This is a genomic window from Burkholderia pseudomultivorans, from assembly GCF_001718415.1.
GTDB classification, from domain to species: Bacteria; Pseudomonadota; Gammaproteobacteria; order Burkholderiales; family Burkholderiaceae; genus Burkholderia; species Burkholderia pseudomultivorans_A.
The window spans coordinates 1,961,627-1,986,459 of sequence record NZ_CP013377.1; the positions used below are offsets into that span (position 1 = coordinate 1,961,627).

Sequence of the window (24,833 nt, forward strand, 5' to 3'; positions counted from 1 at the left end):
GGTGAGCGCGCGGCGGCCGTCCGGGCGCAGGAGCACGGGCCGCGCGGGCAACCCGCGCTACGCCACGGCGACGGCGGCCGGCACGACGCTGCAGCCGCGATCGGCCTCGCGCGCGTCCTCGAGGATCATGTCGGACGCCTTCTCGGCGACCATCACGATCGGCACGTTGGTATTGCCCGACACGAGCGTCGGCATGATCGAGCAGTCGACCACGCGCAGCCCGCGCGTGCCGTACACGCGCAGACGCTCGTCGACCACCGCGAGCGGATCGCTCGCGACGCCCATCTTCGCGGTGCCGGACGGATGGAAGATCGTCTGTCCGTATTCGCGGCAGAATTCGAGCAGTTCGTCGTCGGTCTGCGCATCGGCGCCGGGCCGCACCTCGCGCTTCATCAGCGACGCCATCGGCTCGGTCGCCGCGACGCGCCGCGCGAAGCGCACGCCCGCCACCGTCGTGCGGCGATCGCGTTCGGTATCGAGATAGTTCGGCTGGATCGACGGCGCGTCGCGCGCGTCGTCGCTGCGGATCCGCACGCTGCCGCGCGACTCGGGCCGCAACTGGCAGATCGAATACGTGCAGCCGGGAAACGCATGCACGCTGCCGCCCGCCGAATCGGCCGACAGCGTCGAGAAATGGAACTGGATGTCGGGCGTCGCCGATTCCTCCGGCAGCGCGCGGCAGAACATCCCGCCCTGGTTGATGCCGACCGCGAGCGGGCCGCTGCGCAGCAGCGCCCACTGCAGCCCCATCTTCGCGCGGCCGACCCACGAATGCAGCGCGTCGTTGGTCGTGATCGGCTTCGTCACTTCATAGATCAGGCGAATCTGCAGATGATCCTGCAGGTTCTCGCCGACGCCCGCCCGATCGGCGACGACCGCAATCCCGTGCCGGTTCAGCAGCGCGGCCGGCCCGACCCCCGACACCTGCAGCAGTTGCGGCGACTGCAGCGCGCCGGCCGCCAGCACCACTTCGCGCCGCGCCCGCACCTCGTGGAGCTCGCCGTGCCGCACATAGCGCACGCCGCTCGCCTGCGTGCCGTCGAACAGCACCTTCAGCGCCTGTGCATCGGTTTCGACGTGCAGGTTCGGCCGGCCGCGCGCGGGCTTCAGATAGGCGACCGCGGTCGAGCAGCGCAGCCCGTTGCGCGTCGTCAGCTGGTAGTAGCCGACGCCTTCCTGATCGCCGGTGTTGAAATCGTCGACGGTGCGCACGCCGAGCCGGTTCGACGCCGCAACGAACGCGTCGACGAGTTCGTGACGCTGGCGGATCGTCGACGCCCACAGCGGGCCGCCGGTGCCGCGCGTCGGCCCGTCGCCGAGCGTGTTGTGTTCGAGCCGCCGGAAATACGGCAGGCATTCGCGCCAGCTCCAGCCGCGATTGCCGAGCGCGGCCCAGTGATCGTAGTCCTGCTGCTGGCCGCGCACGTAGATCAGCCCGTTGATCGAGCTGCAGCCGCCGAGCGTGCGGCCGCGCGGCCAGTACAGCCGGCGGTTGTGCATGTTCGGATCGGGATCGGTATGGAAGCCCCAGTTGTACACCGGGTGGAACATCGTCTTGCCATAGCCGATCGGCACGTGAATCCACATGTAACGATCGGGCGGGCCGGCCTCCAGCAGGCACACCGTATGGCGGCCGCCGTCGGACAAGCGATTGGCGAGGACGCAACCGGCCGAGCCCGCGCCGACCACGACATAGTCGAAGCTGCGTGTCATTCCGTGTCTCCGTTCCGATATGAAAAATCCGGTATGTTTTGTCCAAATTTATTGAGCACACGGAACGCATACAAGGCGATTTATTGTCCACTGCGGGAATGTGGTACAAAAACCGTTCAATTCGTTTCATTTCCCTCGCAGCCAACCCATCCCGGGACGCACCCCGACGGAGGAGACCCATGCGCGAACCCGCCTCCGCGCCGCCCGACGGCGCGCCCGCCGACGACGCGCGCGTGCTGCGCGCGCTCGCGGTTCTCGAAGCGCTCGCGTCGGCCGGCCAGCCATCCACGCTGTCGCAGCTCGCCGCGCGGCTGCATATCCCGAAGGCGACCCTGCTGCGGCTGATCGAATCGCTGGAGACGCGCGGCTACGTGATCCACATGCCCGACTCGCGCGGCCACGACCGCGGGATCGCGCTCGGCCCGCGCGCCGCGCAGCTCGCGCTGGCGACTCTGTCGAACAACGCGTTCACGCGCGGCTGCCGGACGGTACTGCGCACGCTCGTCGACGTGCTCGGCGAGACCTGCAACCTCACCGCGCTCGACGGCGACACGGTGCTGTACGTCGAGCGCGTCGAGACCACCGAGCCGCTGCGGCTCGAAATGCGGCCCGGCATGCGCGTGCCGCTGCACTGCACCGCGAGCGGCAAGCTGTTCCTGTCGCAGATGAACGCGCTCGAACGCAACGCGATGCTCGCGCGCCTCACGCTGAAGAAGATGACCTACCGGACGCTGACCGATGCGCAGCTGCTCGCGGCCGAGCTCGACCGGCTCGCGGCGCGCGGCGTCGGCATCGACAACGAGGAGTTCGTGCGCGGGATGGTGGCCGTGGCCGTCCCGGTGAAGGACGCGACGAGCGGACGCGTGCTCGCGGCGCTCGCCGTGCACGCGCCGACCGCGCGCGCGACGCTCAACGATCTGCTGGAAGCCGTGCCGAAGATGCGCGAGACGGCCGCGCGGCTCGCGCCGCTGCTGCATGCGGCCGACGCCGCGCCGCCGGCCTGACACGGCGATGCGCGCACATGCGCGGCCTTATGCGAGGTGATAGCGCAGCCAGAAAGTCTCGCGGCACGCGTTGTCGAAGCTCTGCCGCGACGGGCTGATCGCTTGCGCGTCCGGATGCCGGATCACGTCGTAGTCGATCCAGCATTCCGCGCACAGCAGGTCGGACGGCATGCGATCCTGCTCGACCGAGCGGCGCACCATCGCGCCGTTGTCGAAGCGGTATTCGGTTTCGTCGCGCGATACTTCGACGTCGTCGTCGATCCAGCGCGCGTGCGAGGTCGTGTGCGACACGATCGACACCGGGCCCGCGAGCCCGTGGATCGCGGCGACGTAGGAGATGAGCTTGTCCATGGCGGTGCGGCGAACTGGCGGATGAGCGTTCCGCGCGCGGCCTGCGGCGGCAGGCGCGAAACGGTCCGGGCGGCGAGTATAGCCGCGCCGCGATGACCTTGCGGGCGGCAGGGTTTCGCGCGCTATGCGTCGAGCGCGAGCAGCGCGAACGTCGCGAGCCAGTGCTCGCCCATGTAGTCGCCGGCCACGTGCGCGAGCGCGCTCGCGAGATGGCGGTCGGCCGCGTCGAGCAGCGCCGCGCGCCGCGCGTCGCCGTCCGGCAGCGCAGCGGCGAGCGAGCGCTGGCACCACGCGCGGCTCAGGTTCAGCCCGTCGAGGTGCGCGATCTTGCCGTCGCTGCGGTCGCTGACCGTCGCGGGCTCGAACAGCGTCGCGGGTTCGCGCCGCGCGAGATCGGGCAGGAAGCGCGCGAACCAGCCGTCGAATTCGGCCGCCGGCAGCACGCGGCGCATCAGTTCGGCCTCCATCAGCGCGGGCGACAGGAACTCGTCGCCCGACGGCTCCCACGCCTGGCATCCGGCGTCGTTCAGGTGCCAGCGCTTCGCGGTGTCGACGATCAGCGCGGCCAGCCCGTCGCGCTGCGTATCGCGCGCGAATTCGAGCGTCAGCGCCAGCGCGAATGCAGTGTTGAAATGCGTGCCGACGCGCAGCGGATAGGTCGCCTTCGGCAGGAAGGTTTCGAAGCGCGACACGAACAGCTCGGTGAGCGGCGTCATCGTCTTCGCCCAGCGCGCGGCCTGCGGCAGCACGCCCTTGCGCGCGAGCCGCTCGAGCTGCGCGGACAGCGCGAGCAGCCACGCCCAGCCGTACGGCCGCTCGAAGCCGCTGTTGTGCGGCAGCGCGAGATACGCGCGCTCTCCCGCGACGTTCGCGTCGGTGAAATGCGCATCGACGACGGCGGCGATGCGCTCGGCCTCCGGCAGCATCGGATAGCGTTCGAGCACGCGCAGCACGAGCCAGTAGCCGTGCACGCACGAATGCCAGTCGTAGCTGCCGTAGAAGATCGGATGCAGCGCGCGCGGGCCCTGCACGTCCTGCGGCCCTGCGAGCGCGTGCGTGAGCTTGTTCGGATACTCGCGGGTCAGGTGCGCGAGCGCGAGCGACGCGAATTTCGAGGCGAGTTCGGGCGTGAGTCGGTCGGTCATGGGCATCTCGTCGGGCAGGTCAGAAACGGAATACGAACGCGTACATCAGCAGCGTGTTCACGGCCAGCAGCAGCACGGCGGTCGGCCACTGCGCCTTGATCACGCCGTTCTTGTCCTTCAGTTCGAGCAGCGCGGCCGGCACGATGTTGAAGTTCGCGGCCATCGGCGTCATCAGCGTACCGCAGAAACCGCTCAGCATCCCGATCGCGCCGAGGATCGCCGGGTTGCCGTGGAACTGGTGGACGATCAGCGGCAGGCCGATGCCGGCCGTCATCACGGGAAACGCCGCGAAGCCGTTGCCCATGATCATCGTGAACAGCGCCATGCCGACCGTATAGGCCGCGACCACCGCGAACGGCGAGTCGATCGGCACCCAGTCCTTCACGAGCCCCGACACCACGCCGCCGACGCCCGCGACGGCAAACAGCGCGCCGAGCGCGGCGAGCATCTGCGGCAGGATCGCGGCCCAGCCGACCGCGTCCATCGTGTGGCGCGCCTCCCTCAGCGCGTGCACGGGCGAATCGCGCAGCATCGCGAGCGCGACGACGAACGCGACGATCGTGCCGAGCACGAGCGAGATCAGCGTCACGCTTTTCGCGTCGACGAACGGCAGGTATTTCAGCGTGAAGGTGCCGACGAGCGTGACGGCCGGAATCAGCAGCGCGGGCAGGAACAGCCGGTTGCCGAAGCGCCGGGCGGCGGCCTCGCGCCGCGTGGCGGCGGCCTCGCCCGCCTCGTCGGAGCGACCGCGCCCGAGCTTGCCCGAACCGGCGATCAGCGCGAGCGCGATCGCCAGGCAGCCCGTCACGAAATGCGGCAGCAGCGCGCCGAACAGGAAGGTGATCGCGTAGATCGCCCAGAACGCGAAGTTGACGACGCGGCGCGGGTTCGTGCGATCCGTCAGGTTGAAGCAGGCGAACGCGGCGAACATCAGGCCCGCCAGCGTATACAGCGATTCGAGGCCGATCATCGCACGCCCTCCCGCACGACCGGCGCGAATGCGCGCGACAGCCGGCGATCGAGCAGCGCGAGCCGCGTGCAGTGGATCAGCAGCGCCGCGATCGCGGTCGGGATCGCCCACACCGACAGGTGCAGCGGCTCGACGACGATCCCGTTCTGCTCGAGAAAGCCCTTGATCAGCAGGATCGACTGGATCGCGATGAAGATGTCCTCGCCGAAGAACACCGCGACGTTGTCCGCGCCCGACGCGTGCGCGCGGATCTGCTGGCGCACCGACTCGGGCAGCTCGCCGTAGCGGTTCACGGCGGCGGCCTCGGCCATCGGCGCGATCAGCGGCCGCACCATCTGCGCGTGGCCGCCGAGCGACGTGAGGCCGAGCGCGGCCGTCACCTGGCGCAGCACGAAGTACAGCATCAGCACGCGGCCGGTGGTCGCCGCATGCACGCGCGAGATCATCCGTTTCGCCTGCTCCTTGAGCCCGTTGCGCTCGAGCAGCGCGATCACCGGCAGCGTCAGCCAGATCAGTCCCATGTAGCGGTTGTCGGTAAAGGCCTTGCCGAACGCGCTGACGATGTCGACCAGATTCAGTCCGCCCGCGACGCCCGTCGCGAGCCCCGCGATCGTGACCACCAGCAGCGCGTTGAAGCGCAGCGCGAAGCCGATCACGACGATCGGCACCCCAATCAGCACCAGCATTGCTCCTCCTTGTGTTGGACGCGCGCGGTCGTGGCGCCGCGCTGCCGCCCGGTTTGGACCGGACTCGGTGCGCGCAATCTAACATGGGAATTTATCGATAAATAGTCGACGATTTGTTGTTCCGGGTAAACGTTGAAAAGCGCGCGATCACGGAAATCGGGGGCACACCGGTGCGTCACCCGCACCGCTGCCGCTTGCCGTCGCTGCCGTCGCTCCGCCGTGCGTGGCGGAGCGCGCGGCCAGCAACTACACTGGAAGGCATCGGCAACGTTCGGGAGAGCCGCCATGATTGACGTATTCCAGACCATCGGCAGCCGCGCGTTCTCCGCTCATCTGGCGAAGGACGGCATGGTGACGCTGATGGAGCAGCGCCATGAGGTCGACCGCGTGACGCTCGCCACCGCGTATGCGGCGCTCGTCGAGGAGGCCGAGCAGGAGGCCGACCTGCGCGACGCGACGGTCGAAGGCATGATGCGCGCGCTGATCCAGGGCTACGCGCGCAGTCATTGAGCACCGCCGGCCGTGGCCCGCCGCCCGCGCGGCGGGCCGGCCGTGCGGCAGGCAACCCACGCTTCGAAGCTACCCGGCCCGCCGTCATCGCGGCCGCCGGGAGCAGACGCCTGCCCGTCTGAAAAACGCGATGCCGGGCACCCGCCGCAATGCGCGGCGGCGAGCTTTCCGTTCCGTTTCCCGCCCCCTCCCGCATGACCGTCACGCTGCGCGCCGCGCGTGGCCCGAACGCGCGGCGCGCAGCGCCGACTGTCCATATCGGCCATCGACATGCGAGATCGGTTAGCCAGCGCACCGACAGAATGGCCTGTGCAAATTTTTCGATTGCCGTCGGTCGCGCCGCATGACAGCATGCGGGGCGTCGCCAACCGAAAACCATGCCGCGCCGTTCGGCCGCCGATGCCGCCGCGGCAAGGATGAACCGCGCCGTTCACCCATGAAACGGTCGGACATCCATGACATACGACCTGACCGGAGAATCCCGCTAGTGAACATCGGCATCGTCAACGACCTCCCGCTTGCCGTCGAGGCGATGCGCCGCGCCCTCGCGCAGCGGCCCGAGCATCGCGTGCTGTGGGTCGCGACCGACGGCGCGCAGGCCGTCGAACTGTGCGCCGCGCAGCCGCCCGACGTCGTGCTGATGGACCTGGTCATGCCCAGGTTCGACGGCATCGAGGCGACGCGGCGCATCATGCGATCGGAGCGCCCGTGCGCGATCCTGATCGTGACGAACAGCATCGGCGCGAACACCTGGCGCGTATTCGAGGCGATGGGCGCCGGCGCGCTCGACGCGGTCGACACGCCGCAGCTCGGCGAAGGGGCGGCCGGCGATTCCGCGAAACTGCTGCTCGCGAAGATCGACCAGATCGGCCGCCAGCTCGCCGTGCCGGGTGCCGCGCGCGCCGCCTGCACGGCCGGGCGCGCGGACGGCGGCCCGCTGATCGCGATCGGCGCGTCGGCCGGCGGCCCCGGCGCACTCGCGTCGATACTCGGCGGCCTGCCGGCCGGCTTCAGCGCACCGATCGTGATCGTCCAGCACGTCGATCGCGCATTTGCCGAAGGGATGGCGCAATGGCTCGACGGCCAGACGCCGCTCACGGTGCGCGTCGCCCGCGAAGGTGAGCGTCCGCAGCCCGGCACCGCGCTGCTCGCCGCGACCGACGATCACCTGCGCATCACGCGCGCGGGCACGCTCGAATACACGCGCGAACCGGCGTCGACGCCGTACCGGCCGTCCGTCGACGTGTTCTTCAACAGCCTGACCGAGCACTGGCCCGGCCGCGTGATCGGCGTGCTGCTGACCGGCATGGGACGCGACGGCGCGATCGGCCTGAAGGCGCTGCGCATGAAGGGCTACCATACGATCGCGCAGGACGAGGCGACCAGCGCCGTCTACGGGATGCCGAAGGCCGCCGCGACGCTCGGCGCCGCGCGCGCGATCCTGCCGCTCGAACGCATCGCCGGCGAACTGGCGGCACTCGCGCGATTCTGAGCGCGCACCAACGCCCCGCCACCGCCATGAAAGAATCGACCATGACCAGCGACCCGACGTACCAGCCCGCCGCGCACGTGCAGCCCGCCGACGCCCCGGCGATGGTGCTGCTGGTCGACGACCAGACGATCGTCGCGGAAGCCGTGCGTCGTGCGCTCGTCGACGAGGCCGGCATCGACTTCCACTACTGCCCGCGCTCGGACGACGCGATGAACACCGCGATCGAGACGCGCCCGACCGTGATCCTGCAGGATCTCGTGATGCCCGGCACCGACGGGCTGAGCCTCGTGAAGACGTACCGCGCGAATCCCGCGACGCGCGACGTGCCGATCATCGTGCTGTCCACGCAGGAGGAGCCGGTCGTCAAGAGCGCCGCGTTCGCGGCCGGCGCGAACGACTACCTCGTGAAGCTGCCGGACCGCATCGAACTCGTCGCGCGCATCCGCTACCACTCGCGCTCGTACATCAACCTGCTGCAGCGCGACGACGCGTATCGCGCGCTGCGGCAGTCGCAGCAGCAGTTGCTCGAAGCCAATCTCGAACTGCGGCGGCTCACGCATTCGGACGGCCTGACCGGGCTGTCGAACCGGCGCTATCTCGACGAATACCTGGCCGCCGAATGGCGGCGCGGCACGCGCGAGCGCAGCGAGCTGTCGCTGCTGATGATCGACGTCGACAACTTCAAGCTGTACAACGACACCTACGGCCATGTGTCGGGCGACAGCGTGCTCAAGCAGGTCGCGACGACGATCGAGCGCTGCCTGCGGCAGTCGGGCGATCTCGCCGCGCGCTTCGGCGGCGAGGAATTCGCGGTCGTGATGCCGGGCACGTCGCCCGGCGCGGCGCGGCTGCTCGGCGAGAAGATCCGGCTCGCGGTCGAGGCGCTGCGGCTGCAGCATGCGCAGTCGTCGACCGGCGGCTACGTGACGATCAGCATCGGCGGCGCCAGCATCGTGCCGGCGGCCGACCTGCCGACGACCTCGCTGATCGAGGCCGCCGACCGCGCGCTGTATCGCGCGAAGCGCGACGGCAAGAACCGCGTCGAGATCGATGCGCCGCCGGTGTCGTCGGCTTCGCCCGAGGCCGGCGGATCGCGCGTGCCGCACGACGGCTGAGCATGCGCGCCGCCGTTGCGGCGCGCGAGGTTCATATCGCGACGAGCCGGCGCGCGTAGTCGGCCGGATCGAGCGGCCGGCTGAACAGGTAGCCCTGCTGCATGTCGCAGCCGATCTGCTGCAGGAACCACGATTGCGCCTCGGTCTCGACGCCTTCGGCGGTGACCTTCATGCCGAGCGAATGCGCCATCGCGACCACCGCCTGCGTGATCGCGACCGCGTCGCGGTGGTCGGGCACGCCCGACACGAACGAGCGGTCGACCTTCAGGTTGTGCAGCGGAAAACGCTTCAGATACGCCAGCGACGAATAGCCGGTACCGAAATCGTCGACCGAGATCCGCACGTTCATGTCGGTCAGCGCCTCGAGCATCGGCAGCACCGTGTCGGTGTCGTTCATCAGCAGTCCTTCGGTGATCTCGAGTTCCAGCGCGGCCGGATCGAGCCGCGTCTGCGCGAGACAGCGGTCGACCGATTCGACGAGCCCGTCGTGGAACTGGCGCGGCGACAGGTTCACGGCCAGCATCAGGTCCGGCGCGATGGTGCGGCGCCACTCGGCCGCCTGCCGGCACGCGGTTTCGAGCACCCACTGGCCGATCGCGACGATGAGCCCGGTATCCTCCGCGACCGGGATGAATTCCGTCGGCGACAACGGGCCCAGCTCGGGGCTGGTCCAGCGCAGCAGCGCCTCGGCGCCGACCGTGCGGCCGCTGCGCGCGTCGACGACGGGCTGGTACGCGAGCCGCAGCGCGTTCGACGCCAGCGCGCGCCGCAACGACTGCTCGATCGCGAAACGGCGCTGCAATCGCAGGTTCAGCTGCGCGGTGAAGAACGTGAAATGATTGCGGCCGCGCTGCTTCGCGTCGTACATCGCCGAATCGGCGTTGCGCATCAGCGTCGCGGCATCGTCGCCGTCGCGCGGCGAGATGCTGATGCCGATCGACACGCCGAGCCAGTACTCGTTGTTCGCGACCGCGAACGGCTTCGCGATCGCGTCGATCACCTGTCGCGCGAGCACGGCGAGCCGCTCGGGGTCGTCGCAGTCGTCGACCAGGATCACGAACTCGTCGCCGCCGACGCGCGTGAGCGCATGCCGGCCGCCCGCGCAGCCTTCGAGCCGCATCGCGACGCTGCGCAGCAGCGCGTCGCCCGCGTCGTGGCCGGCCGTGTCGTTGACCTTCTTGAAGCCGACCAGGTCGATGAACAGGATCGCGATGCGCGCGGGCCCGGACGCGGCGTCGCGCCGGCCGAACATTTCGCGCATCCGGTCGGCGAGCCAGCGGCGGTTGTAGAGGCCCGTCAGCGCATCGCGCGTCGCAAGATAGCGCAGCTGCTGCTGCGCTTCGCGTACCGGGCCGATGTCGTTGAACGACACCAGCACCGATTCGGCGTGCGTGTCGCCCGGCTTCACGATCGGCACCGCGTTGCCGCGCACCCAGATGATGTCGCCGTCCGCGAGGCCGAAGCCGACCGTATAGCCGAGCATCGGCGTCGCGCTTTCCAGCGCGCGCCGGCTCGGCCAGTCCTCCGGCGCAATCGGCGTGCCGTCCTCGTGCAGCTTGCGCAGGATTACCGTGGACAGGCGACGGCCGACGAGGTCGCCCTTCACGCGCATCATCCGGTTCGCGCTCGGATTGCTCGCGACGACGACGCCGTCGCGCGACACGACGAGGATGCCTTCGTTCAGGCTGTTGACGACGAGCCGGTGGTGTTCCTCGCTGCGGGCGAGCTGCTGCGCGATGCGGTCCTGGTGCACGGCGAGCCCGACGCTGTTGCTGATGTCGAGCAGCAGCGCGGTTTCCTCGTCGCTCGGCCGGCGCGGCGTGCGGTAATAGACGGCGAAGGCGCCGAGCACGACGCCCGCGTCGTCCTCGAACGGCACCGACCAGCACGCGCGCAGCCCCAGCGGCAGCGCGACCGCCCGGTAATCGGCCCACAGCGGATCGGTTTCGATGTCCTCGACGGCGACCATTCGGCGCTCGTACATCGCGGTGCCGCACGAGCCGGCTGCCGGCCCGATCGGCGCGCCGTCGATCGCCGCGCTGTACTGCGCGGGCAGCGACGGCGCCGCGCCCACGCGCACGTGCAGGCCGTCTGCGTCGAGCAGCAGGATCGTGCACGACGCGCCGTCCCCGAGCAGCGTTTCCGCGCGCCGGCACACCTCGACCAGCAGCTCGGGTAGCGGCGTGTTGCGCGTGATCAGCCGCAGCACGCTTTGCTCGGACGCAAGCACTTCCGCGGCGAGCCCGAGGCTGTAGCGAGAACTTTGCGGTTCGGTATTCAAGATGAATCCTGCCGTCTGTCGTCCGACCGGATGCGACCCGGTTCGTTATCGATCGTTCGTGCCGTTTTTCTCGCGCCGGGATGACGCCCTGCCCCCGCGCGCCCCGATCGTGCGCCGCGCCGACGCGCACGGCGATATATTTACCACCAATCGGTAACGAGCGGCGTATCCGCGCGCATCGGGAGTTACGTGTGTATGCGGCGCAGCATGCGGGCGATCGCGCCGCCACCTTTCAAATTCCAGACATCATTCACCCGGATCCTGCTGCCGCCGCGCAACGTCTTTCAGCGCGTCGATCACGGCCGTCACCGACGCGCTCGCGGGCGCCGCATACAGCGCGCCGACGCTGTCCGGCATCATCGACAGCTTCAGCGGCAGCCGCGCGGTGCGTTCGCCGGCCCGCGCGGCCAGGTCGAATGCGCCGGCCGACTGCACGAACAGACAGGTCGACTGCTCGGCGATCGTGCGATTGGCCGCCCACGACACCGACTCCATCACCACGGCCGGCGGCGGCAGGCACGCCTTCGCGAACTCGGCGTCGAGCGCGGTGCGCGCCGGCGAGCCGAGCGGCGGCGCGATCCACGGAAACGCCGCCGCGTCGCGCCACGTGACGCGCGCACGCCCGAGCAGCGGATGGCGCGGCCCGCAGACGACGATCAGGTCGTCGCGATACAGCGGCACGACCTCGAGGCCCGCGCCCATCGCCGACGCGTCGAGCCGGCACACGAGCAGGTCGAGCTCGCGGCGCTGCGCCTGCGCGAGCATCCGGTCGAGCGTGTCCTCGCGCACGTTGAGCTGCACCGCGCGCCCGGCCTCGCGCAGCCATGCGAGCGCGCCCGGCATCAGCTGCTGCGCCATGTTCGGCAGCAGGCCGATCGTCACCGGCCGGCCCGCGCCGCGGCGCAGCGCATCGAACGCGGGCGCGACGCCGCGCATGTCGGTCAGCACGCGGCCGATGCATTCGAGCAGCGCGTCGCCGTAGACGGTCGTCGCGACACGCCGCGAGGTGCGCTCGAACAGCGGCAGGCCGAGCGCGTCCTCGAGCTCGCGCAGCCATTTCGACAGCGCGGGCTGCGTGATCGACGCGGCCTCGGCCGTGCGCGCGAAGCTGCGCGTGCGCCCGAGCGTGTCGAGCGTGTCGAGATCGCGCAGCCGCAGCCGGCGCAGCGCCTGCACGATGCGCTGGTCGCCGGCCGGCGCCAGCGGTTCCGGGCCGGGACGGCCGGTCGGGCCGCGTGTCGCATCGGTCACGGGAGCCTCCGTCATTCATGTTCGCCAGGTTATTGATCGATACCGATCTTTCATCGATCGATACGCGATCGTGCCGCATAGTCGTCGACATGAAAACCCCCGGCACGAGCCGGCATACTCAGGAGACAGCTGCCGTGAAAGACGATCAGGACCTTCCCGCTTCCGCGCCGCCCACCGGGCGGCGCCAGTTCCTCAAGCTCGCCGGTGCCGCGGTGGCGTCGGCCGGCTTCGGCGCCGACGCGCTGGCCGCCGGCGCGCCGGGCAACGCGCCCGGCATCGACGCGGCCAGCGGCATCGATCCGGCCCCTGCGTTTCACGGTGCAACGAGCGCCCCTGCCGCGCCGCCGTCCGGCTACAACATCCTGTTCATCCTGACCGACCAGGAGCGTCACTTCGACCGCTGGCCGTTTCCCGTGCCGGGCCGCGAAGCGCTGCGGCGCGACGGCATCACCTTCATGCATCACCAGATCGCCGCCTGCGTGTGCTCGCCATCGCGCTCGACCGTCTACACCGGACAGCACATCCAGCACACGGGCGTGCTCGACAACGCGGGCGTGCCCTGGCAGAACGACATGTCGACGGAGATACGCACGGTCGGCCACATGCTGCGCGACGCGGGCTACTACACCGCGTATCTCGGCAAGTGGCACCTGAGCGCGTCGCTGCACGAGAACGCGAGCCCGTATACGGCGCCGATGGCCGACTACAACCGCACGATCCAGGCGTACGGCTTCGACGACTACTTCGGCGTCGGCGACTTGATCGGGATGGTACGCGGCGGCTATCAGTACGACGGCATCACGTCCGAGGCCGCGGTGAGCTGGATGCGCAATCACGCGCCGCGGCTCGCGAAGCAAGGCAAGCCGTGGTTCCTCGCCGTCAATCTCGTCAATCCGCACGACGTGATGTTCGTCAACACCGACACCGACGGCTCGACCGTGCAGGACGCGAACCATCCGATGCTCGGCAACGCGCCGCCGCCGGGCGACGCGCTGTATCGCACGTCATGGCGCGACGTGCCGCTCGCGGCGTCCCGCCGGCAAGCGTACGACGAGCCCGGGCGCCCGGCCGCGCACGGGATGTTCAATGCCGCGCACGGCAACCTGGTCGGGCGCTATCCGTTCACCGACGATCGCCTGCGGATCTATCAGGACAACTACTTCAACTGCATCCGCGACTGCGACACGCATGTCGTGCGCCTGTTGCAGTCGCTGAAGTCGCTCGGCCTCGACGAGCGCACGATCGTCGTGATGACCGCGGACCACGGCGATCATGTCGGCGCGCATCAGCTCGTCGGCAAGGGCGCGACCGCGTATCAGCCGCAGAACCACGTGCCGCTCGTGATTCGTCATCCTGCCTATCCGGGCGGCCGGCAATGCGACGCGCTGACCTCGCATATCGACATCGCGCCGACGCTGCTCGGGCTGACCGGCATCGACGCGGCGCGGGCCGCGTCGATCAAGGGCGACGCACTGCACGGGCACGACCTGACGCGCTGGCTCGCGAAGCCGGCCGACGCGAAGCTGCATGCGGTGCGCGACGCGACGCTGTTCAACTACGCGATGCTGCTGTACTACGACAGCGAGTGGATGCTGAAGGAGCTGACCGCGCTGAAGCAGCAAGGCGTGCCCGACGACGAGCGGCTGCGCCGCGCGCTCGCGCAGCAGCCCGATTTCCGGTTGCGCGGCACGATCCGCAGCGTGTTCGACGGACGCTACCGGTTCACGCGGTACTTCTCGCCGCTCGAATTCAACCGGCCGACGACGCTCGAGGATCTGTTCGCACGCAACGACGTCGAGTTGTTCGATCTCGCGAGCGATCCGGGCGAGATGCGCAACCTGGCGACGGATCGCCGGAAAAACGGCGAGCTGCTGCTCGCGATGAACGGCAGGCTGAACGACCTGATCGCGAGCGAGGTCGGCGACGACAGCCCGGACGTCATGCCGATTCGCGACGGGAAGGTGCAGGTCAAGGTGCGCAAGGGGCACTTCTAGGCGCCGGCGGACGGCGGCGCGCAGCCGTCCGCCGATGCGCTGCACGCGGCGGCGTTCGTCAGCCGTCAACCGTCAGCCGTCGGTCGACAGCGTCACCGTCTCCCACGCGCGTATCTCGCGCTCCAGCGCCGACAGCTTGTCGCGCACCAGCGCGAGCGCATCGCTGCCGAGCAGAAGATGCGCAGGCGGGCGGTCCGCGTCGATCGCGGCAAGCATCGCGCGCGCGGCCTTGCGCGGGTCGCCCGTCTGCTTGCCGCTCTTCTGCTCCCGGGCCCGGCGGATCGGGTCGAACACCGGGTCGTAGTCGGCGATCGAGCGCGGCGTGCGCACCATCGAGCGGCCCGCCCAGTCGGTGCGAAACGAACCGGGCGCGACGGCCGTCACGGCGATGCCGAACGATGCGACCTCCTTGCCGAGCGCTTCCGAAATCCCCTCCAGCGCGAACTTGCTGCCGCAGTAATAGGTAATTCCCGGCATCGTGATGTGGCCGCCCATCGACGTGATGTTGACGATGTGGCCGCGTCGGCGCGCGCGCATGAACGGCAGTACGGCCTTCATCATCGCGACCGCACCGAACACGTTCACGTCGAACTGCCGCCGCAGCTCGGACAACGGCGACTCCTCCATCACGCCTTCGTGCCCGTAGCCCGCATTGTTGACGAGCACGTCGACCGCGCCCACGTTCGCCTCGATTTCCGCGACGACGCCGTCGATCGCATCGAAGTCGGTCACGTCGAGCACGCGTCCGAACGCCGCGTGCGCGGACAGGGCTTCGAAATCGCGCCGCGCCTGCGCGCTTCTCACGGTGCCGACGACCGTGTGACCCGCCGCCAGCGCCTCCTGCGCAAGCGCGCGACCGAAGCCGCTGCTGACGCCGGTAACAAGCAGAACCTTGCCGGATGCCATCGAAGTTTCTCCCGAATATGGATCAGGTCTGCATGCTAATCTGGCGCAACCGGCCGAATAAGGCTGATTCCGCTGTTTTTCTTGCCTAATCCTATGACCCCGAAACGCGCGCCCACGTCCGACGCCGAACCGGCCTCGCGCAGCCGCACGCGCATGATCGCGCTGCTGCACGCGCTGGCGCCCGACGAGGGCTACAACCTGACGGCGCTGCCGAGCGTCCGGATCCTGCGCTCGAACCGGCCGCTCGCGCGCACGCCGGTGCTGTACGATCCCGGCATCGTGATCGTGTGCCAGGGTCGCAAGCGCGGCTATTTCGGCGACCGGCTCTATCTGTACGACGCGCATCACTATCTGGCGGTGTCCGTGCCCGTTCCGTTCAGCATGGAAACCGACGCGACGCCGGAACGCCCGCTGCTCGCGCTGTATCTGCACCTCGATTTCGCGATGGCCGCCGAGCTGGCCGCGCAGATCGATCGCGCGGGCGGCGCCGCCCGCGTGCAGGCGCCCCAAAGCATGATGTCGACGCCGATGGACGAGAGGATGCAGGCCTCCGTGCTGCGCTTCCTCGATGCGCTGCACCGGCCGCTCGAAGCCGCCGTGCTCGGCCCGGGCCTGCTGCGCGAACTGTATTTCCGCGTGCTGACCGGCGCGCAGGGCGACTCGATGCGGGCGGCGCTCGCGATGCGCGGGCCGTTCGGCCGGATCGGCCGGTCGCTGCGCCTGATTCATGCGGGCTACGCGCAACCGCTCGACGTCGCGCGACTGGCCGCCGAAGCCGGCATGAGCGTGCCGAGCTTCCACAGCCACTTCAAGGCCGTCACGCAGGTGTCGCCGATGCAGTACGTGAAATCGACGCGCCTGCATCAGGCCCGGCTGCTGATGGTGCGCCAGGACCTGACCGCGGAGGCCGCGAGCCACGCGGTCGGCTACACGAGCCCGTCGCAGTTCAGCCGCGAATTCAAACGCCTGTTCGGGTTGACACCGGCGGCGGAGACGCGGCGCATGCGCGACAGCTTCGCGATTCCGGCGGCATTCGACGATGCGGTGTATGTGTCGTCGCATTGACGGGTCTTGCGCCGCACTGACTCACAGCGTCCCGCCGTCCGGCCAGTTCTCCCAATGCGTATTCGGCGTGGCCGACGGCCGGTATCGCGCAGCGTCGCCCGTCACGAGCACGTCCGCGAGCGAGCGGAAGGTCGGATCGCCGCTCGGCCGCTCGCCGTTCACGACGTCCAGTCCGCAGGGCCGCGGTAAAGCGAAAGCCGCGTCGCGGCGAGATACACGTAGCCGTTGTCCAGCATCGGAAAGCTGAATTGCTCGCAGCAGTCGTCCAGCACGGATAGGATGCTTTCCACATCGATCATCATCGTTCCCCCGGTTGCGTTCCGCCATGTGCGACGGCGCCGGAACCCGCGCCGCCCGCAACCATGGTCTAATGCCGGGGCAAGCGGCTGTGGCCGTCGACGGCCCTGCCCCGATCACCCGTCCCGCACAGGATCCACGATGAACCCGACCGAAATCAAGGCGTTCGTGTTCGATGTCTTTGGAACGATCGTCGACTGGAGAAGCCGTGTCGCGCGCGAAGCCGCCGACTTCCTGCAAACCTACGCGCCGACGCTCGACGCGTTCGAATTCGCCGACGCATGGCGGCGCGAATATACGCCGTCGATGGAGGAAGTCCGCAGCGGACGCCGCTCCTACGTGAGGCTCGACCTCCTGCATCGCGAGAACCTGGTGCGGATCATCGAGCGCTACGGCATCGCCGGCGTGCCCGATGCGGCGGTGGACGCGCTCAACCTCGCGTGGCATCGCCTCGATCCGTGGCCCGATTCGGTCGCCGCGCTGAACCGGCTGAAGCAGCGCTTCATCATCGCGCCGCTGTCGAACGGCAACATTCGGCTGATGATCGACATCGCGAAGCACGCGGGCCTGCCGTGGGATGCGATTCTCGGCGCGGAAGTCGCGCACGCGTACAAGCCGGCGCCGAAGGTCTACAACGAGGCAGTCGAGATACTCGGCGTCGCGCCGGCCGAGGTGTGTCTCGTCGCCGCGCACAACAGCGATCTCGCCGCCGCGCGCCGGCTCGGCCTGTCGACCGCGTTCGTGCCGCGGCCGACCGAGTACGGGCCCGGCCAGACGACGGACCTGAACGCGGAGGATGCGTGGGATTTCGTCGTCGCCGATCTGCACGAGCTGGCGGATCGGGTCGGGTGCCCGCGGTGAGGTGAAGGCCCCTGGTCCGGCCGCCGCGCGACGGCCGGCCGCCGGCAACAGCCGCGAACGGAACGATGCGAGACCGCCGCCGACTGGTAGACTTTGCAACCGTCATCGTTCCGACTCGCCTGCCCGCATGTCATCTCCGCTACGTCTGGTAGAAGGCAAACTGACCGCGCTGCGCTTCCTCGAACGCCCGGATCAGGGCAGCGTCAACGGCCGTCAATTACCGCGGCCGGACCCGGAGGCCCGGAAAAATCGCTGGGCTACTGGTTCACGCACAGCGCGGTCCCGATCCTGGCCGCGTTGACCGGCAACGACGCCGCGGCCAATGCGGTACTGTTTCAGCAAAGCAACGAGGACAGCATCCTCGCCCGACTGAATGCCGAGGCGGACAGCATCGAGCATCCGGCAACGTGGTCGTATGCGAATATCCGCGACAGCCGGACCTTCGTGTCGCAAAACGCCTTCGTGACCGTCGGCAAGAACGGCAAGATCCTGCTTGCCAAGCTCCCGACCGAAATCGAAATAGCCGGAGAAAAATACCGCGGCTTTCTCGGCGGGCAATGCTTCGAGGTCGGCGACGATATCGTGGCCGTGATCGACCGGCATGGCCGCCTTTATGCGATGTCGTCGCCCGACCGACGTTATCTGGTCATGGACTACGCGTGCGGCAATACCGGGCTGGCCGGCCTGACGCATACGCTGTGGACCGTCTGGAAATGGTCGTTCATCGTGATGAACTGCTTCTGGATACCGATGGCGCTGGTGTTTCTCTGGACTGACGATGACCCGTCTTCCAGGCTGGATGTCGCGTTGCTCTCGCTTGTCGGTGGACCGCTGATGATCGGGATCCTGCTGGCGCTGCTGCTTGGCGTGCGGCTTTCATGGTCCGACTGGCTGCCGGCCTGGCGTACGTCGCGCATCCTGCGCGCGCTCGGCCGCCCCGATCTATGCAGGCGCAATTTCGGTTTCGCGCGCTTCGACGCCGAACGCGCAGGGCAAGTGCGCGAGCGCGATATCGGGCAAGTCTATTACGCGTAGTCGACCGGCGCCGCCTTCGCGCCACTCGCAAGACGCCGCCAGTTGCGCGCCGCATACCAATGCGCCTGCCGCAACGCGAGCCACAGCCCGAGCTGCCGGACCGGCTTCAGAAAGCCGCGCGCGCGAAATACGGTGCGCCGCTCGACGCGCGTGTTGCCGTCGTCGATCGGCGTCAGCGTGAATTCGTCCTCGAGCAGGTCGACCCAGTCGCGACACCATACCGTCGACGCAATCATCCGGTAGCGCAGCCGGCGATTGTGGTCGAGCACGAGAATCCGCTGGTCGATCGTGCCGCGATCGGTCGTGCACTGCCGCGTATTGCCGACGGCCGGCACGCCTTCGAGCACGCGGCAGCTGACCGGCTTCGGCACCCCGAGTCGAAACAGCAAGGGCCGCGTGTCGTCCATCCGCGCTTGAAGGAAATGCGGCCACACGTGCTCGGGCCGGCACGCGAACGTCCATTGCGAACGAATCTCCACGATCCTCTCCTTGCACGCGTCGAGGCGGACATCATGACATAACGGCTCCGGCCGCCGCCACGCCGCCACGCCGCGACGATCAGCCGGGCTCGCCGACGAATCTCAGCTCCCCCGACGCCCCGGCCAGCAACGCGCGATTCGCGTCGGCCGCCGCGCGCAGGTAGTCCCACAGCGCGGTCACCCGCCGCAGCTTGCGCAGGTCCTCGCGACACGTCAGCCAGAAACACCGCGTCACGGCCACCTCGCCGGGCAGCACCGGCACCAGCGCCGGCTGCCGCGCGGCCATGAAGCACGGCAGGATCGCGAGCCCGCCGCCCTGCAGCGCCGCGAAATACTGCGCGATCACGCTCGTGGTCCGCAGCCCGGCGCTCGCGCCCGGCACCGCGCGCTCCAGGTACAGCAACTCGCTGCTGAACGCGAGATCGTCGACATAGCTGATGAATGCATGCTGCGCGAGATCGTCGGTGCAGGTGATCGGCGCGTGATTCGCCAGATAGTCGCGCGTCGCGTAGAGGCGCAGCTGGTAGTCGCACAGCTTCGTGCACACGTAAGGCCCGCGCTCGGGCCGCTCCAGCGTGATCGCCAGATCGGCCTCGCGCTTGGTCAGGTTGACGAAATGCGGCACCGGCAGCAGGTCGACCGTCACCTGCGGATGCGCGGCGCGAAACCGCGCGAGCTGCGGCGCGAGAAAGAAGCAGCCGAAGCCTTCGGTCGAGCCGACCCGCACATGCCCCGACAACGCCTCACCGGTGTTCGCGATCTGGTCGCGCGCGGACTGCACAGTCGTCTCCATCGCATCCGCATACGCGACGAGCCGCTGCCCCTCGGCCGTCAGCGTGAAGCCGCCGGAGCGCGACTTGTCGAACAGCAGCGTGCCCATCGCGGCCTCGAGCGCGCGAATCCGCCGCGCGACGGTCGTGTAGTCGACCCCGAGCCGCTTCGCGGCCCCGCTCGCGCGCTGCGTGCGCGCGACTTCGAGAAAGAAGCGCAGATCGTCCCAGTTCAGGTTGCCGGAAACCGGCTCGGTCGCATGTCGCATCGGCGAGGAAGGGAAAAGGCGGTGTCTCCGGGCCGGCCGTCGATATGCATAAATGCATATCCAACCGGTTTCTTTATCGCTACAGCATGAATATGCGCATAACTATACTCGACCCTGACCTGCGGACCACGAACCGCGGCAACCACCATGGAGACGCCATGCAGACCCGATCCACCCTCGATGAGCACGAGACCCTCGCGGCGCCCGCGCCCGCGCGCACCGCGAAGCACCATCTATTGGCCGGCTGGGCCAGCATGGCCGGCACCACGATCGAGTGGTACGACTTCTTCCTGTACGGCACCGCCGCCGCACTCGTGTTCAACCGCATCTTCTTCCCGTCGCTCGATCCGGTGGTCGGCACGCTCGCCGCGTTCGGCACGTTCGCGGTCGGCTTCATCGGCCGGCCGATGGGCGGCATCGTGTTCGGCCACTTCGGCGACCGCATCGGCCGCAAGTCGATGCTGATGATCACGCTGCTGCTGATGGGCGTGCCGAGCATGATCATCGGCCTGATCCCGTCCTACGACCGCATCGGCTACTGGGCTGCCGCGCTGCTGATCGCGATGCGCTTCCTGCAGGGGATGGCGGTCGGCGGCGAATGGGGCGGCGCGGTGCTGATGGCCGTCGAGCATGCGCCGAAGGGCCGCAAGGGGCTGTTCGGCAGCCTGCCGCAGACGGGCGTCGGGCTCGGCCTGATCCTGTCGTCGCTCGCGATGGCCGCGGTGGCCGCGCTGCCGGAAGCCGACATGCTGTCGTGGGGCTGGCGCGTGCCGTTTCTCGCGAGCATCGCGCTGGTCGGCCTCGGCTGGTTCATCCGCGCGAAGGTGCCGGAATCGCCCGACTTCGAGAAGATGCAGCGCCAGGGCAAGGCCGAGAAGTCGCCGGTGACGGCCGCGCTGCGCCGCCATCCGCGCGAGGTGCTGACGATCGTCGGCGCACGCGCGGCCGAGAACACGTGGTTCTACATGGTCGTCACGTTCGCGCTGTCGTACGCGACGCAGCAGCTCCATCTGCCGAAGGCCGAGATGCTGCACGCGATCACCGTGGGCGCGGCGCTGTCGCTCGTCACGATGCCGCTGTGCGGCCACCTGAGCGACCTGATCGGCCAGCGCCGGATGTTCGCGATCGGCCTCGTGCTGATGTGCGCGTTCGCGGCGCCGTTCTTCATGATGCTCGGCACGCAGCAGATCGCGCTCGCGTGGTGGGCAATCGTGCTCGGCCTCGGCGTCGTGTTCCCGATCCTCTATGCGCCCGAGTCGCTGCTGTTCGCGCAGCAGTTCCCGGCGGAAATCCGCTACAGCGGCATCTCGCTGTCGGTGCAGCTCGCCGGCGTGATCGGCGGCGGCTTCGCGCCGATGATCGCGACGTCGCTGCTCAAGGCCGGCGGCGGGCAGCCGCATTACGTGATCGCGTATCTCGTCGGTTTCGGCGTGTTCGCGCTGGCCTGTACCGCATTGATGCGGCCGGCGCGCGCGGGAGCCTGAGCGCGCGCCCCGGCTGCCGTCGAATCTTCGTCCTGTCGTCGTCCGCCATGCTTGCAGGCACGGCGGCGCGGCCCCTCTTTTTCCATCACATCGTTTTCCGGAGACAACCATGAACGCCGCAGTTCCCCAGACCACCCTCGCCCTGCCCACCGCCAAGCTGCTGATCGACGGCGCCTTCGTCGAATCGCAAAGCGCCGAATGGGGCGACATCGTGAATCCCGCCACGCAGGAAACGATCGGCCGCGTGCCGTATGCGACGGTCGAAGAGGTCGACGCCGCGATCGCCTCCGCGCAGCGCGCGTTCCAGACCTGGAAGACCACGCCGGTCGGCGCGCGGCTGCGCATCATGCTGAAGTTCCAGGACCTGGTGCGCCGCAATCTCGAACGGATCGCGACGACGCTGACGGCCGAACAGGGCAAGACGCTGCCCGACGCGCAGGGCGACATCTTCCGCGGCCTCGAAGTGGTCGAGCACGCGTGCTCGATCGGCACGCTGCAGCTCGGCGAGTTCGCGGAGAACGTCGCGGGCGGCGTCGATACCTACACGCTGCGCCAGCCGATCGGCGTGTGCGCCGGCATCACGCCGTTCAACTTTCCCGGCATGATCCCGCTGTGGATGTTCCCGATGGCGATCGTCTGCGGCAACACGTTCGTGCTGAAGCCGTCGGAACAGGATCCGCTGTCGACGATGCAGCTCGTCGAACTCGCGATCGAGGCCGGCGTGCCGAAGGGCGTGCTGAACGTCGTGCACGGCGGCAAGACCGTGGTCGATCGTCTCTGCACGCATCCGGACGTCAAGGCGATCTCGTTCGTCGGCTCGACGCGCGTCGGCACGCACGTGTACAACCTCGGCAGCGAGCACGGCAAGCGCGTGCAGTCGATGATGGGCGCGAAGAATCACGCGGTCGTGCTGCCCGACGCGCATCGCGAGCAGACGATCAACGCGCTGGTCGGCGCGGGCTTCGGCGCGGCCGGCCAGCGCTGCATGGCGACCTCGGTCGTCGTGCTGGTCGGCGCCGCGCGGGACTGGCTGCCCGATCTGGTCGAGAAGGCGAAGGCGTTGAAGGTCAACGCGGGGCACGAGCCCGGCACCGATGTCGGGCCGGTCGTGTCGAAGGCCGCGCATGCGCGCATCGTCGGGCTGATCGACGAAGGCGTGAAGGCCGGCGCGAAGCTCCTGCTCGACGGCCGCGACGTGAAGGTGCCCGGCTACGAGCACGGCAATTTCGTCGGCCCGACGATCTTCTCGGGCGTGACGACCGACATGTCGATCTATACGGAAGAAATCTTCGGGCCGGTGGTGGTCGTGCTGGAGGCCGACACGCTCGACGACGCGATCGCGCTCGTCAACCGCAACCCGATGGGCAACGGCGTCGGCCTGTTCACGCAGAGCGGCGCGGCCGCGCGCAAGTTCCAGAGCGAAATCGACGTCGGCCAGGTCGGCATCAACATCCCGATTCCGGTGCCGGTGCCCTACTTCAGCTTCACCGGTTCGCGCGGCTCGAAGCTCGGCGATCTCGGCCCGTACGGCAAGCAGGTCGTGCAGTTCTACACGCAGACGAAGACGGTCACCGCGCGCTGGTTCGACGACGACGCGACGGCCGGCGGCGTGAACACGACGATCGCGCTGCGCTGATGGCGACCGGAGCTCCGCACATGGAAATCGCCTTCATCGGACTCGGCAACATGGGCGGCCCGATGGCCGCCAACCTCGTCAAGGCTGGCCACGCGCTGACGGTGTTCGACCTCGATGCGCACGCGGTCGACGCCGCGGTGCGCGCGGGCGCGGTGGCGGCCGGCTCGCCGCGCGACGCGGCCGCGCGCGCGTCGATCGTGATCACGATGCTGCCGGCCGCGCCGCACGTGCGCGGCGTCTACCTCGGCGACGACGGCGTGCTGGCCGGCGCGCGCCCCGACGCGACGCTGATCGACTGCAGCACGATCGATCCCGACACCGTGCGCGCGGTCGCCGCAGCGGCCGCGCAGCGCGGCTTGCCGCTCGCCGACGCGCCCGTGTCCGGCGGCACCGGCGGCGCGCAGGCCGGCACGCTGACCTTCATGGTCGGCGCTGAGCCCGCACTGTTCGAACGCATCCGCCCCGTGCTGCTCGACATGGGCAGGAACGTCGTGCATTGCGGCGGCACCGGCACCGGGCAGATCGCGAAGATCTGCAACAATCTGCTGCTCGGGATCTCGATGATGGGCGTGTCGGAAGCGATGGCGCTCGGCGCGGCGCTCGGCATCGAGCCGGGCGTGCTGGCCGGGATCATCAATACGTCGACCGGACGCTGCTGGAGTTCGGACACGTACAACCCGTATCCGGGCGTCAGCGACACGGCGCCCGCCGCGCGCAACTATGCGGGCGGCTTCGCGGCGAACCTGATGCTGAAGGATCTCGGGCTCGCGACCGAGGCCGCGCGCCATGCGCGGCAGCCGGTATGGATGGGCGCGCTCGCGCAGCAGCTGTATCAGTCGATGAGCCAGCAGGGGCTCGGCGCGCTCGACTTCTCCGCGTGCGTGAAGCTGTACGAGCCGCAGCCCGCGTAGCGCGCGCGACAGACGTGCGTCGACCCGCGATGCGCAGCGGCGGCATCGCGGGTCGAAGCGGATCGGCAGTAATCGCGACGCCGGTGGCGTGCGCGCGGCGTCCTAGCCGCGCGGGTTCGACGCCGTCTCGAAGGTCGGATGGCACTCGAACGACAGTTCCGAGCGCGCATCGACGCGGCGGCCGCCGGTCAGCGACTCCTGTTTCATGCTCGCGCGCATCCCGCGCTGCGTGCAGTAGTTGGTCGCTTCGCTGACGGCTTTTTCATGGGCGTCGGCCCACGACGTCGACACGCCGAGCGTGCGCGTCTTCACGGTGAAAACGTTCGGGTTCGACGTCGCGGCAACGTCGGAAGCGGTCGAACACGCGGCGAGCAGGCAAGCGGCAGCCGCGAGGATCAACCCTCGCAGGATTCGGAAAGAAGCAGGATTCGACATGGGGAACGGGCGTGCCGTCGATTCGACGGCATTGAGCAACATAGCCGACAGTATGCCTGCCCGATCGCCGAAGATCATGCCCCATTCGGTGAACACATTGTTTCGAATGGTTAAACGATGGGCGATCAGGCAATCTTTACGCGCGATCTTCGCCGATCAGGCAGATTTGCCCG

24 protein-coding genes are annotated in these 24,833 nt (G+C 68.9%); 11 read left to right on the plus strand and 13 right to left on the minus strand.

Translation table 11 applies throughout. The features are described from left to right. Positions 1 to 57: 57 nt before the first annotated feature. Positions 58 to 1,713 (minus strand): GMC family oxidoreductase, encoded by a 1,656-nt coding sequence (locus WS57_RS08305; protein WP_069244031.1) that lies wholly within the window; start codon positions 1,711 to 1,713, stop codon positions 58 to 60. 179 nt (positions 1,714 to 1,892) lie between these two features. Between WS57_RS08305 and WS57_RS08310 the strand changes: the two genes are divergently transcribed. After that, positions 1,893 to 2,717 carry an IclR family transcriptional regulator gene (locus WS57_RS08310; RefSeq protein WP_069244032.1) on the plus strand — a complete coding sequence of 275 codons (825 nt, stop codon included), beginning with the start codon at positions 1,893 to 1,895 and terminating at the stop codon, positions 2,715 to 2,717. Positions 2,718 to 2,744: 27 nt separating this feature from the next. Here the strand turns inward: WS57_RS08310 and WS57_RS08315 are convergent, their stop codons facing one another. From WS57_RS08315 to WS57_RS08330, 4 genes are all read right to left on the minus strand, one after another. Then, positions 2,745 to 3,068 carry a hypothetical protein gene (locus WS57_RS08315; protein WP_069244033.1) on the minus strand — a complete coding sequence of 108 codons (324 nt, stop codon included), beginning with the start codon at positions 3,066 to 3,068 and terminating at the stop codon, positions 2,745 to 2,747. A 122-nt stretch (positions 3,069 to 3,190) separates the two neighbouring features. Continuing rightward, on the minus strand, positions 3,191 to 4,213 hold the full coding sequence (locus tag WS57_RS08320; protein ID WP_059606253.1) for a DUF2891 domain-containing protein: 1,023 nt from the start codon (positions 4,211 to 4,213) through the stop codon (positions 3,191 to 3,193). A gap of 19 nt (positions 4,214 to 4,232) precedes the next feature. After that, a complete protein-coding gene (locus WS57_RS08325; RefSeq protein ID WP_059477923.1) occupies positions 4,233 to 5,183 on the minus strand; it encodes a DUF979 domain-containing protein in 951 nt (316 codons plus the stop codon). After that, complete coding sequence (locus WS57_RS08330; RefSeq protein ID WP_009691004.1) at positions 5,180 to 5,869, minus strand: DUF969 domain-containing protein; 690 nt, start codon at positions 5,867 to 5,869, stop codon at positions 5,180 to 5,182. The genes WS57_RS08325 and WS57_RS08330 overlap by 4 nt, the downstream gene beginning before the upstream one ends. A 285-nt stretch (positions 5,870 to 6,154) precedes the next feature. Between WS57_RS08330 and WS57_RS08335 the strand changes: the two genes are divergently transcribed. From WS57_RS08335 to WS57_RS08345, 3 genes are all read left to right on the plus strand, one after another. Continuing rightward, positions 6,155 to 6,379 carry a hypothetical protein gene (locus WS57_RS08335; RefSeq protein ID WP_011548005.1) on the plus strand — a complete coding sequence of 75 codons (225 nt, stop codon included), beginning with the start codon at positions 6,155 to 6,157 and terminating at the stop codon, positions 6,377 to 6,379. A 487-nt stretch (positions 6,380 to 6,866) separates the two neighbouring features. After that, positions 6,867 to 7,871 carry a chemotaxis response regulator protein-glutamate methylesterase gene (locus tag WS57_RS08340; protein ID WP_040129705.1) on the plus strand — a complete coding sequence of 335 codons (1,005 nt, stop codon included), beginning with the start codon at positions 6,867 to 6,869 and terminating at the stop codon, positions 7,869 to 7,871. A 41-nt stretch (positions 7,872 to 7,912) separates the two neighbouring features. Beyond that, the gene (locus WS57_RS08345) at positions 7,913 to 8,986 is read left to right on the plus strand and encodes a response regulator (protein ID WP_059515063.1); all 1,074 of its coding nucleotides are present in this window, start codon (positions 7,913 to 7,915) and stop codon (positions 8,984 to 8,986) included. Positions 8,987 to 9,017: 31 nt separating this feature from the next. On the opposite strand, the gene WS57_RS08350 is transcribed toward WS57_RS08345, so the two are convergent. Then, positions 9,018 to 11,267: a putative bifunctional diguanylate cyclase/phosphodiesterase gene (locus WS57_RS08350; RefSeq protein WP_059515061.1), complete on the minus strand. Its 2,250-nt coding sequence runs from the start codon at positions 11,265 to 11,267 to the stop codon at positions 9,018 to 9,020. 246 nt (positions 11,268 to 11,513) lie between these two features. Next, positions 11,514 to 12,533, minus strand: a complete 1,020-nt coding sequence (locus tag WS57_RS08355) for a LysR substrate-binding domain-containing protein (RefSeq protein ID WP_059515059.1) — start codon at positions 12,531 to 12,533, stop codon at positions 11,514 to 11,516. Between the two features lie 119 nt (positions 12,534 to 12,652). Between WS57_RS08355 and WS57_RS08360 the strand changes: the two genes are divergently transcribed. Continuing rightward, positions 12,653 to 14,512, plus strand: coding sequence for a sulfatase-like hydrolase/transferase (locus WS57_RS08360; RefSeq protein ID WP_081056732.1), 1,860 nt, complete (start codon positions 12,653 to 12,655; stop codon positions 14,510 to 14,512). A gap of 72 nt (positions 14,513 to 14,584) precedes the next feature. Here the strand turns inward: WS57_RS08360 and WS57_RS08365 are convergent, their stop codons facing one another. After that, positions 14,585 to 15,418: an oxidoreductase gene (locus WS57_RS08365; RefSeq protein ID WP_059515057.1), complete on the minus strand. Its 834-nt coding sequence runs from the start codon at positions 15,416 to 15,418 to the stop codon at positions 14,585 to 14,587. 93 nt (positions 15,419 to 15,511) lie between these two features. Between WS57_RS08365 and WS57_RS08370 the strand changes: the two genes are divergently transcribed. Further along, a complete protein-coding gene (locus WS57_RS08370) occupies positions 15,512 to 16,483 on the plus strand; it encodes an AraC family transcriptional regulator (protein WP_009688412.1) in 972 nt (323 codons plus the stop codon). A 21-nt stretch (positions 16,484 to 16,504) separates the two neighbouring features. On the opposite strand, the gene WS57_RS37835 is transcribed toward WS57_RS08370, so the two are convergent. Both WS57_RS37835 and WS57_RS37840 read right to left on the minus strand, forming a co-directional pair. After that, positions 16,505 to 16,645 carry a DUF7003 family protein gene (locus WS57_RS37835; protein WP_196482419.1) on the minus strand — a complete coding sequence of 47 codons (141 nt, stop codon included), beginning with the start codon at positions 16,643 to 16,645 and terminating at the stop codon, positions 16,505 to 16,507. After that, on the minus strand, positions 16,642 to 16,785 hold the full coding sequence (locus WS57_RS37840; protein ID WP_196482418.1) for a DUF7003 family protein: 144 nt from the start codon (positions 16,783 to 16,785) through the stop codon (positions 16,642 to 16,644). Before WS57_RS37840 ends, WS57_RS37835 begins: the two co-directional genes overlap by 4 nt. A gap of 136 nt (positions 16,786 to 16,921) precedes the next feature. On the opposite strand from WS57_RS37840, the gene WS57_RS08375 reads away from it, so the two are divergent. After that, the gene (locus tag WS57_RS08375) at positions 16,922 to 17,641 is read left to right on the plus strand and encodes a haloacid dehalogenase type II (protein WP_009688415.1); all 720 of its coding nucleotides are present in this window, start codon (positions 16,922 to 16,924) and stop codon (positions 17,639 to 17,641) included. 297 nt (positions 17,642 to 17,938) lie between these two features. After that, complete coding sequence (locus WS57_RS08380; protein ID WP_009688416.1) at positions 17,939 to 18,676, plus strand: hypothetical protein; 738 nt, start codon at positions 17,939 to 17,941, stop codon at positions 18,674 to 18,676. Here WS57_RS08380 and WS57_RS08385 read toward each other — a convergent pair. Both WS57_RS08385 and WS57_RS08390 read right to left on the minus strand, forming a co-directional pair. Further along, on the minus strand, positions 18,667 to 19,155 hold the full coding sequence (locus tag WS57_RS08385) for an SRPBCC family protein (RefSeq protein ID WP_059515054.1): 489 nt from the start codon (positions 19,153 to 19,155) through the stop codon (positions 18,667 to 18,669). The genes WS57_RS08380 and WS57_RS08385 overlap by 10 nt on opposite strands. A gap of 79 nt (positions 19,156 to 19,234) precedes the next feature. Beyond that, positions 19,235 to 20,194, minus strand: a complete 960-nt coding sequence (locus WS57_RS08390; RefSeq protein ID WP_069244034.1) for a LysR family transcriptional regulator — start codon at positions 20,192 to 20,194, stop codon at positions 19,235 to 19,237. Positions 20,195 to 20,352: 158 nt separating this feature from the next. Here WS57_RS08390 and WS57_RS08395 point away from each other — a divergent pair, with 158 nt between their 5' ends. The 3 genes from WS57_RS08395 (at position 20,353) to mmsB (ending at position 24,225) form a co-directional block, all read left to right on the plus strand. Continuing rightward, positions 20,353 to 21,678, plus strand: coding sequence for an MFS transporter (locus tag WS57_RS08395; RefSeq protein WP_040129721.1), 1,326 nt, complete (start codon positions 20,353 to 20,355; stop codon positions 21,676 to 21,678). 109 nt (positions 21,679 to 21,787) lie between these two features. Then, entirely contained in the window at positions 21,788 to 23,314 is a 1,527-nt protein-coding gene (locus WS57_RS08400; RefSeq protein ID WP_059515052.1) for a CoA-acylating methylmalonate-semialdehyde dehydrogenase, read from the plus strand. A gap of 20 nt (positions 23,315 to 23,334) precedes the next feature. Then, positions 23,335 to 24,225: a 3-hydroxyisobutyrate dehydrogenase gene (gene mmsB / locus WS57_RS08405; protein WP_059477938.1), complete on the plus strand. Its 891-nt coding sequence runs from the start codon at positions 23,335 to 23,337 to the stop codon at positions 24,223 to 24,225. Between the two features lie 102 nt (positions 24,226 to 24,327). Here the strand turns inward: mmsB and WS57_RS08410 are convergent, their stop codons facing one another. Beyond that, entirely contained in the window at positions 24,328 to 24,660 is a 333-nt protein-coding gene (locus WS57_RS08410; RefSeq protein WP_040131767.1) for a hypothetical protein, read from the minus strand. Positions 24,661 to 24,833: the final 173 nt, after the last annotated feature.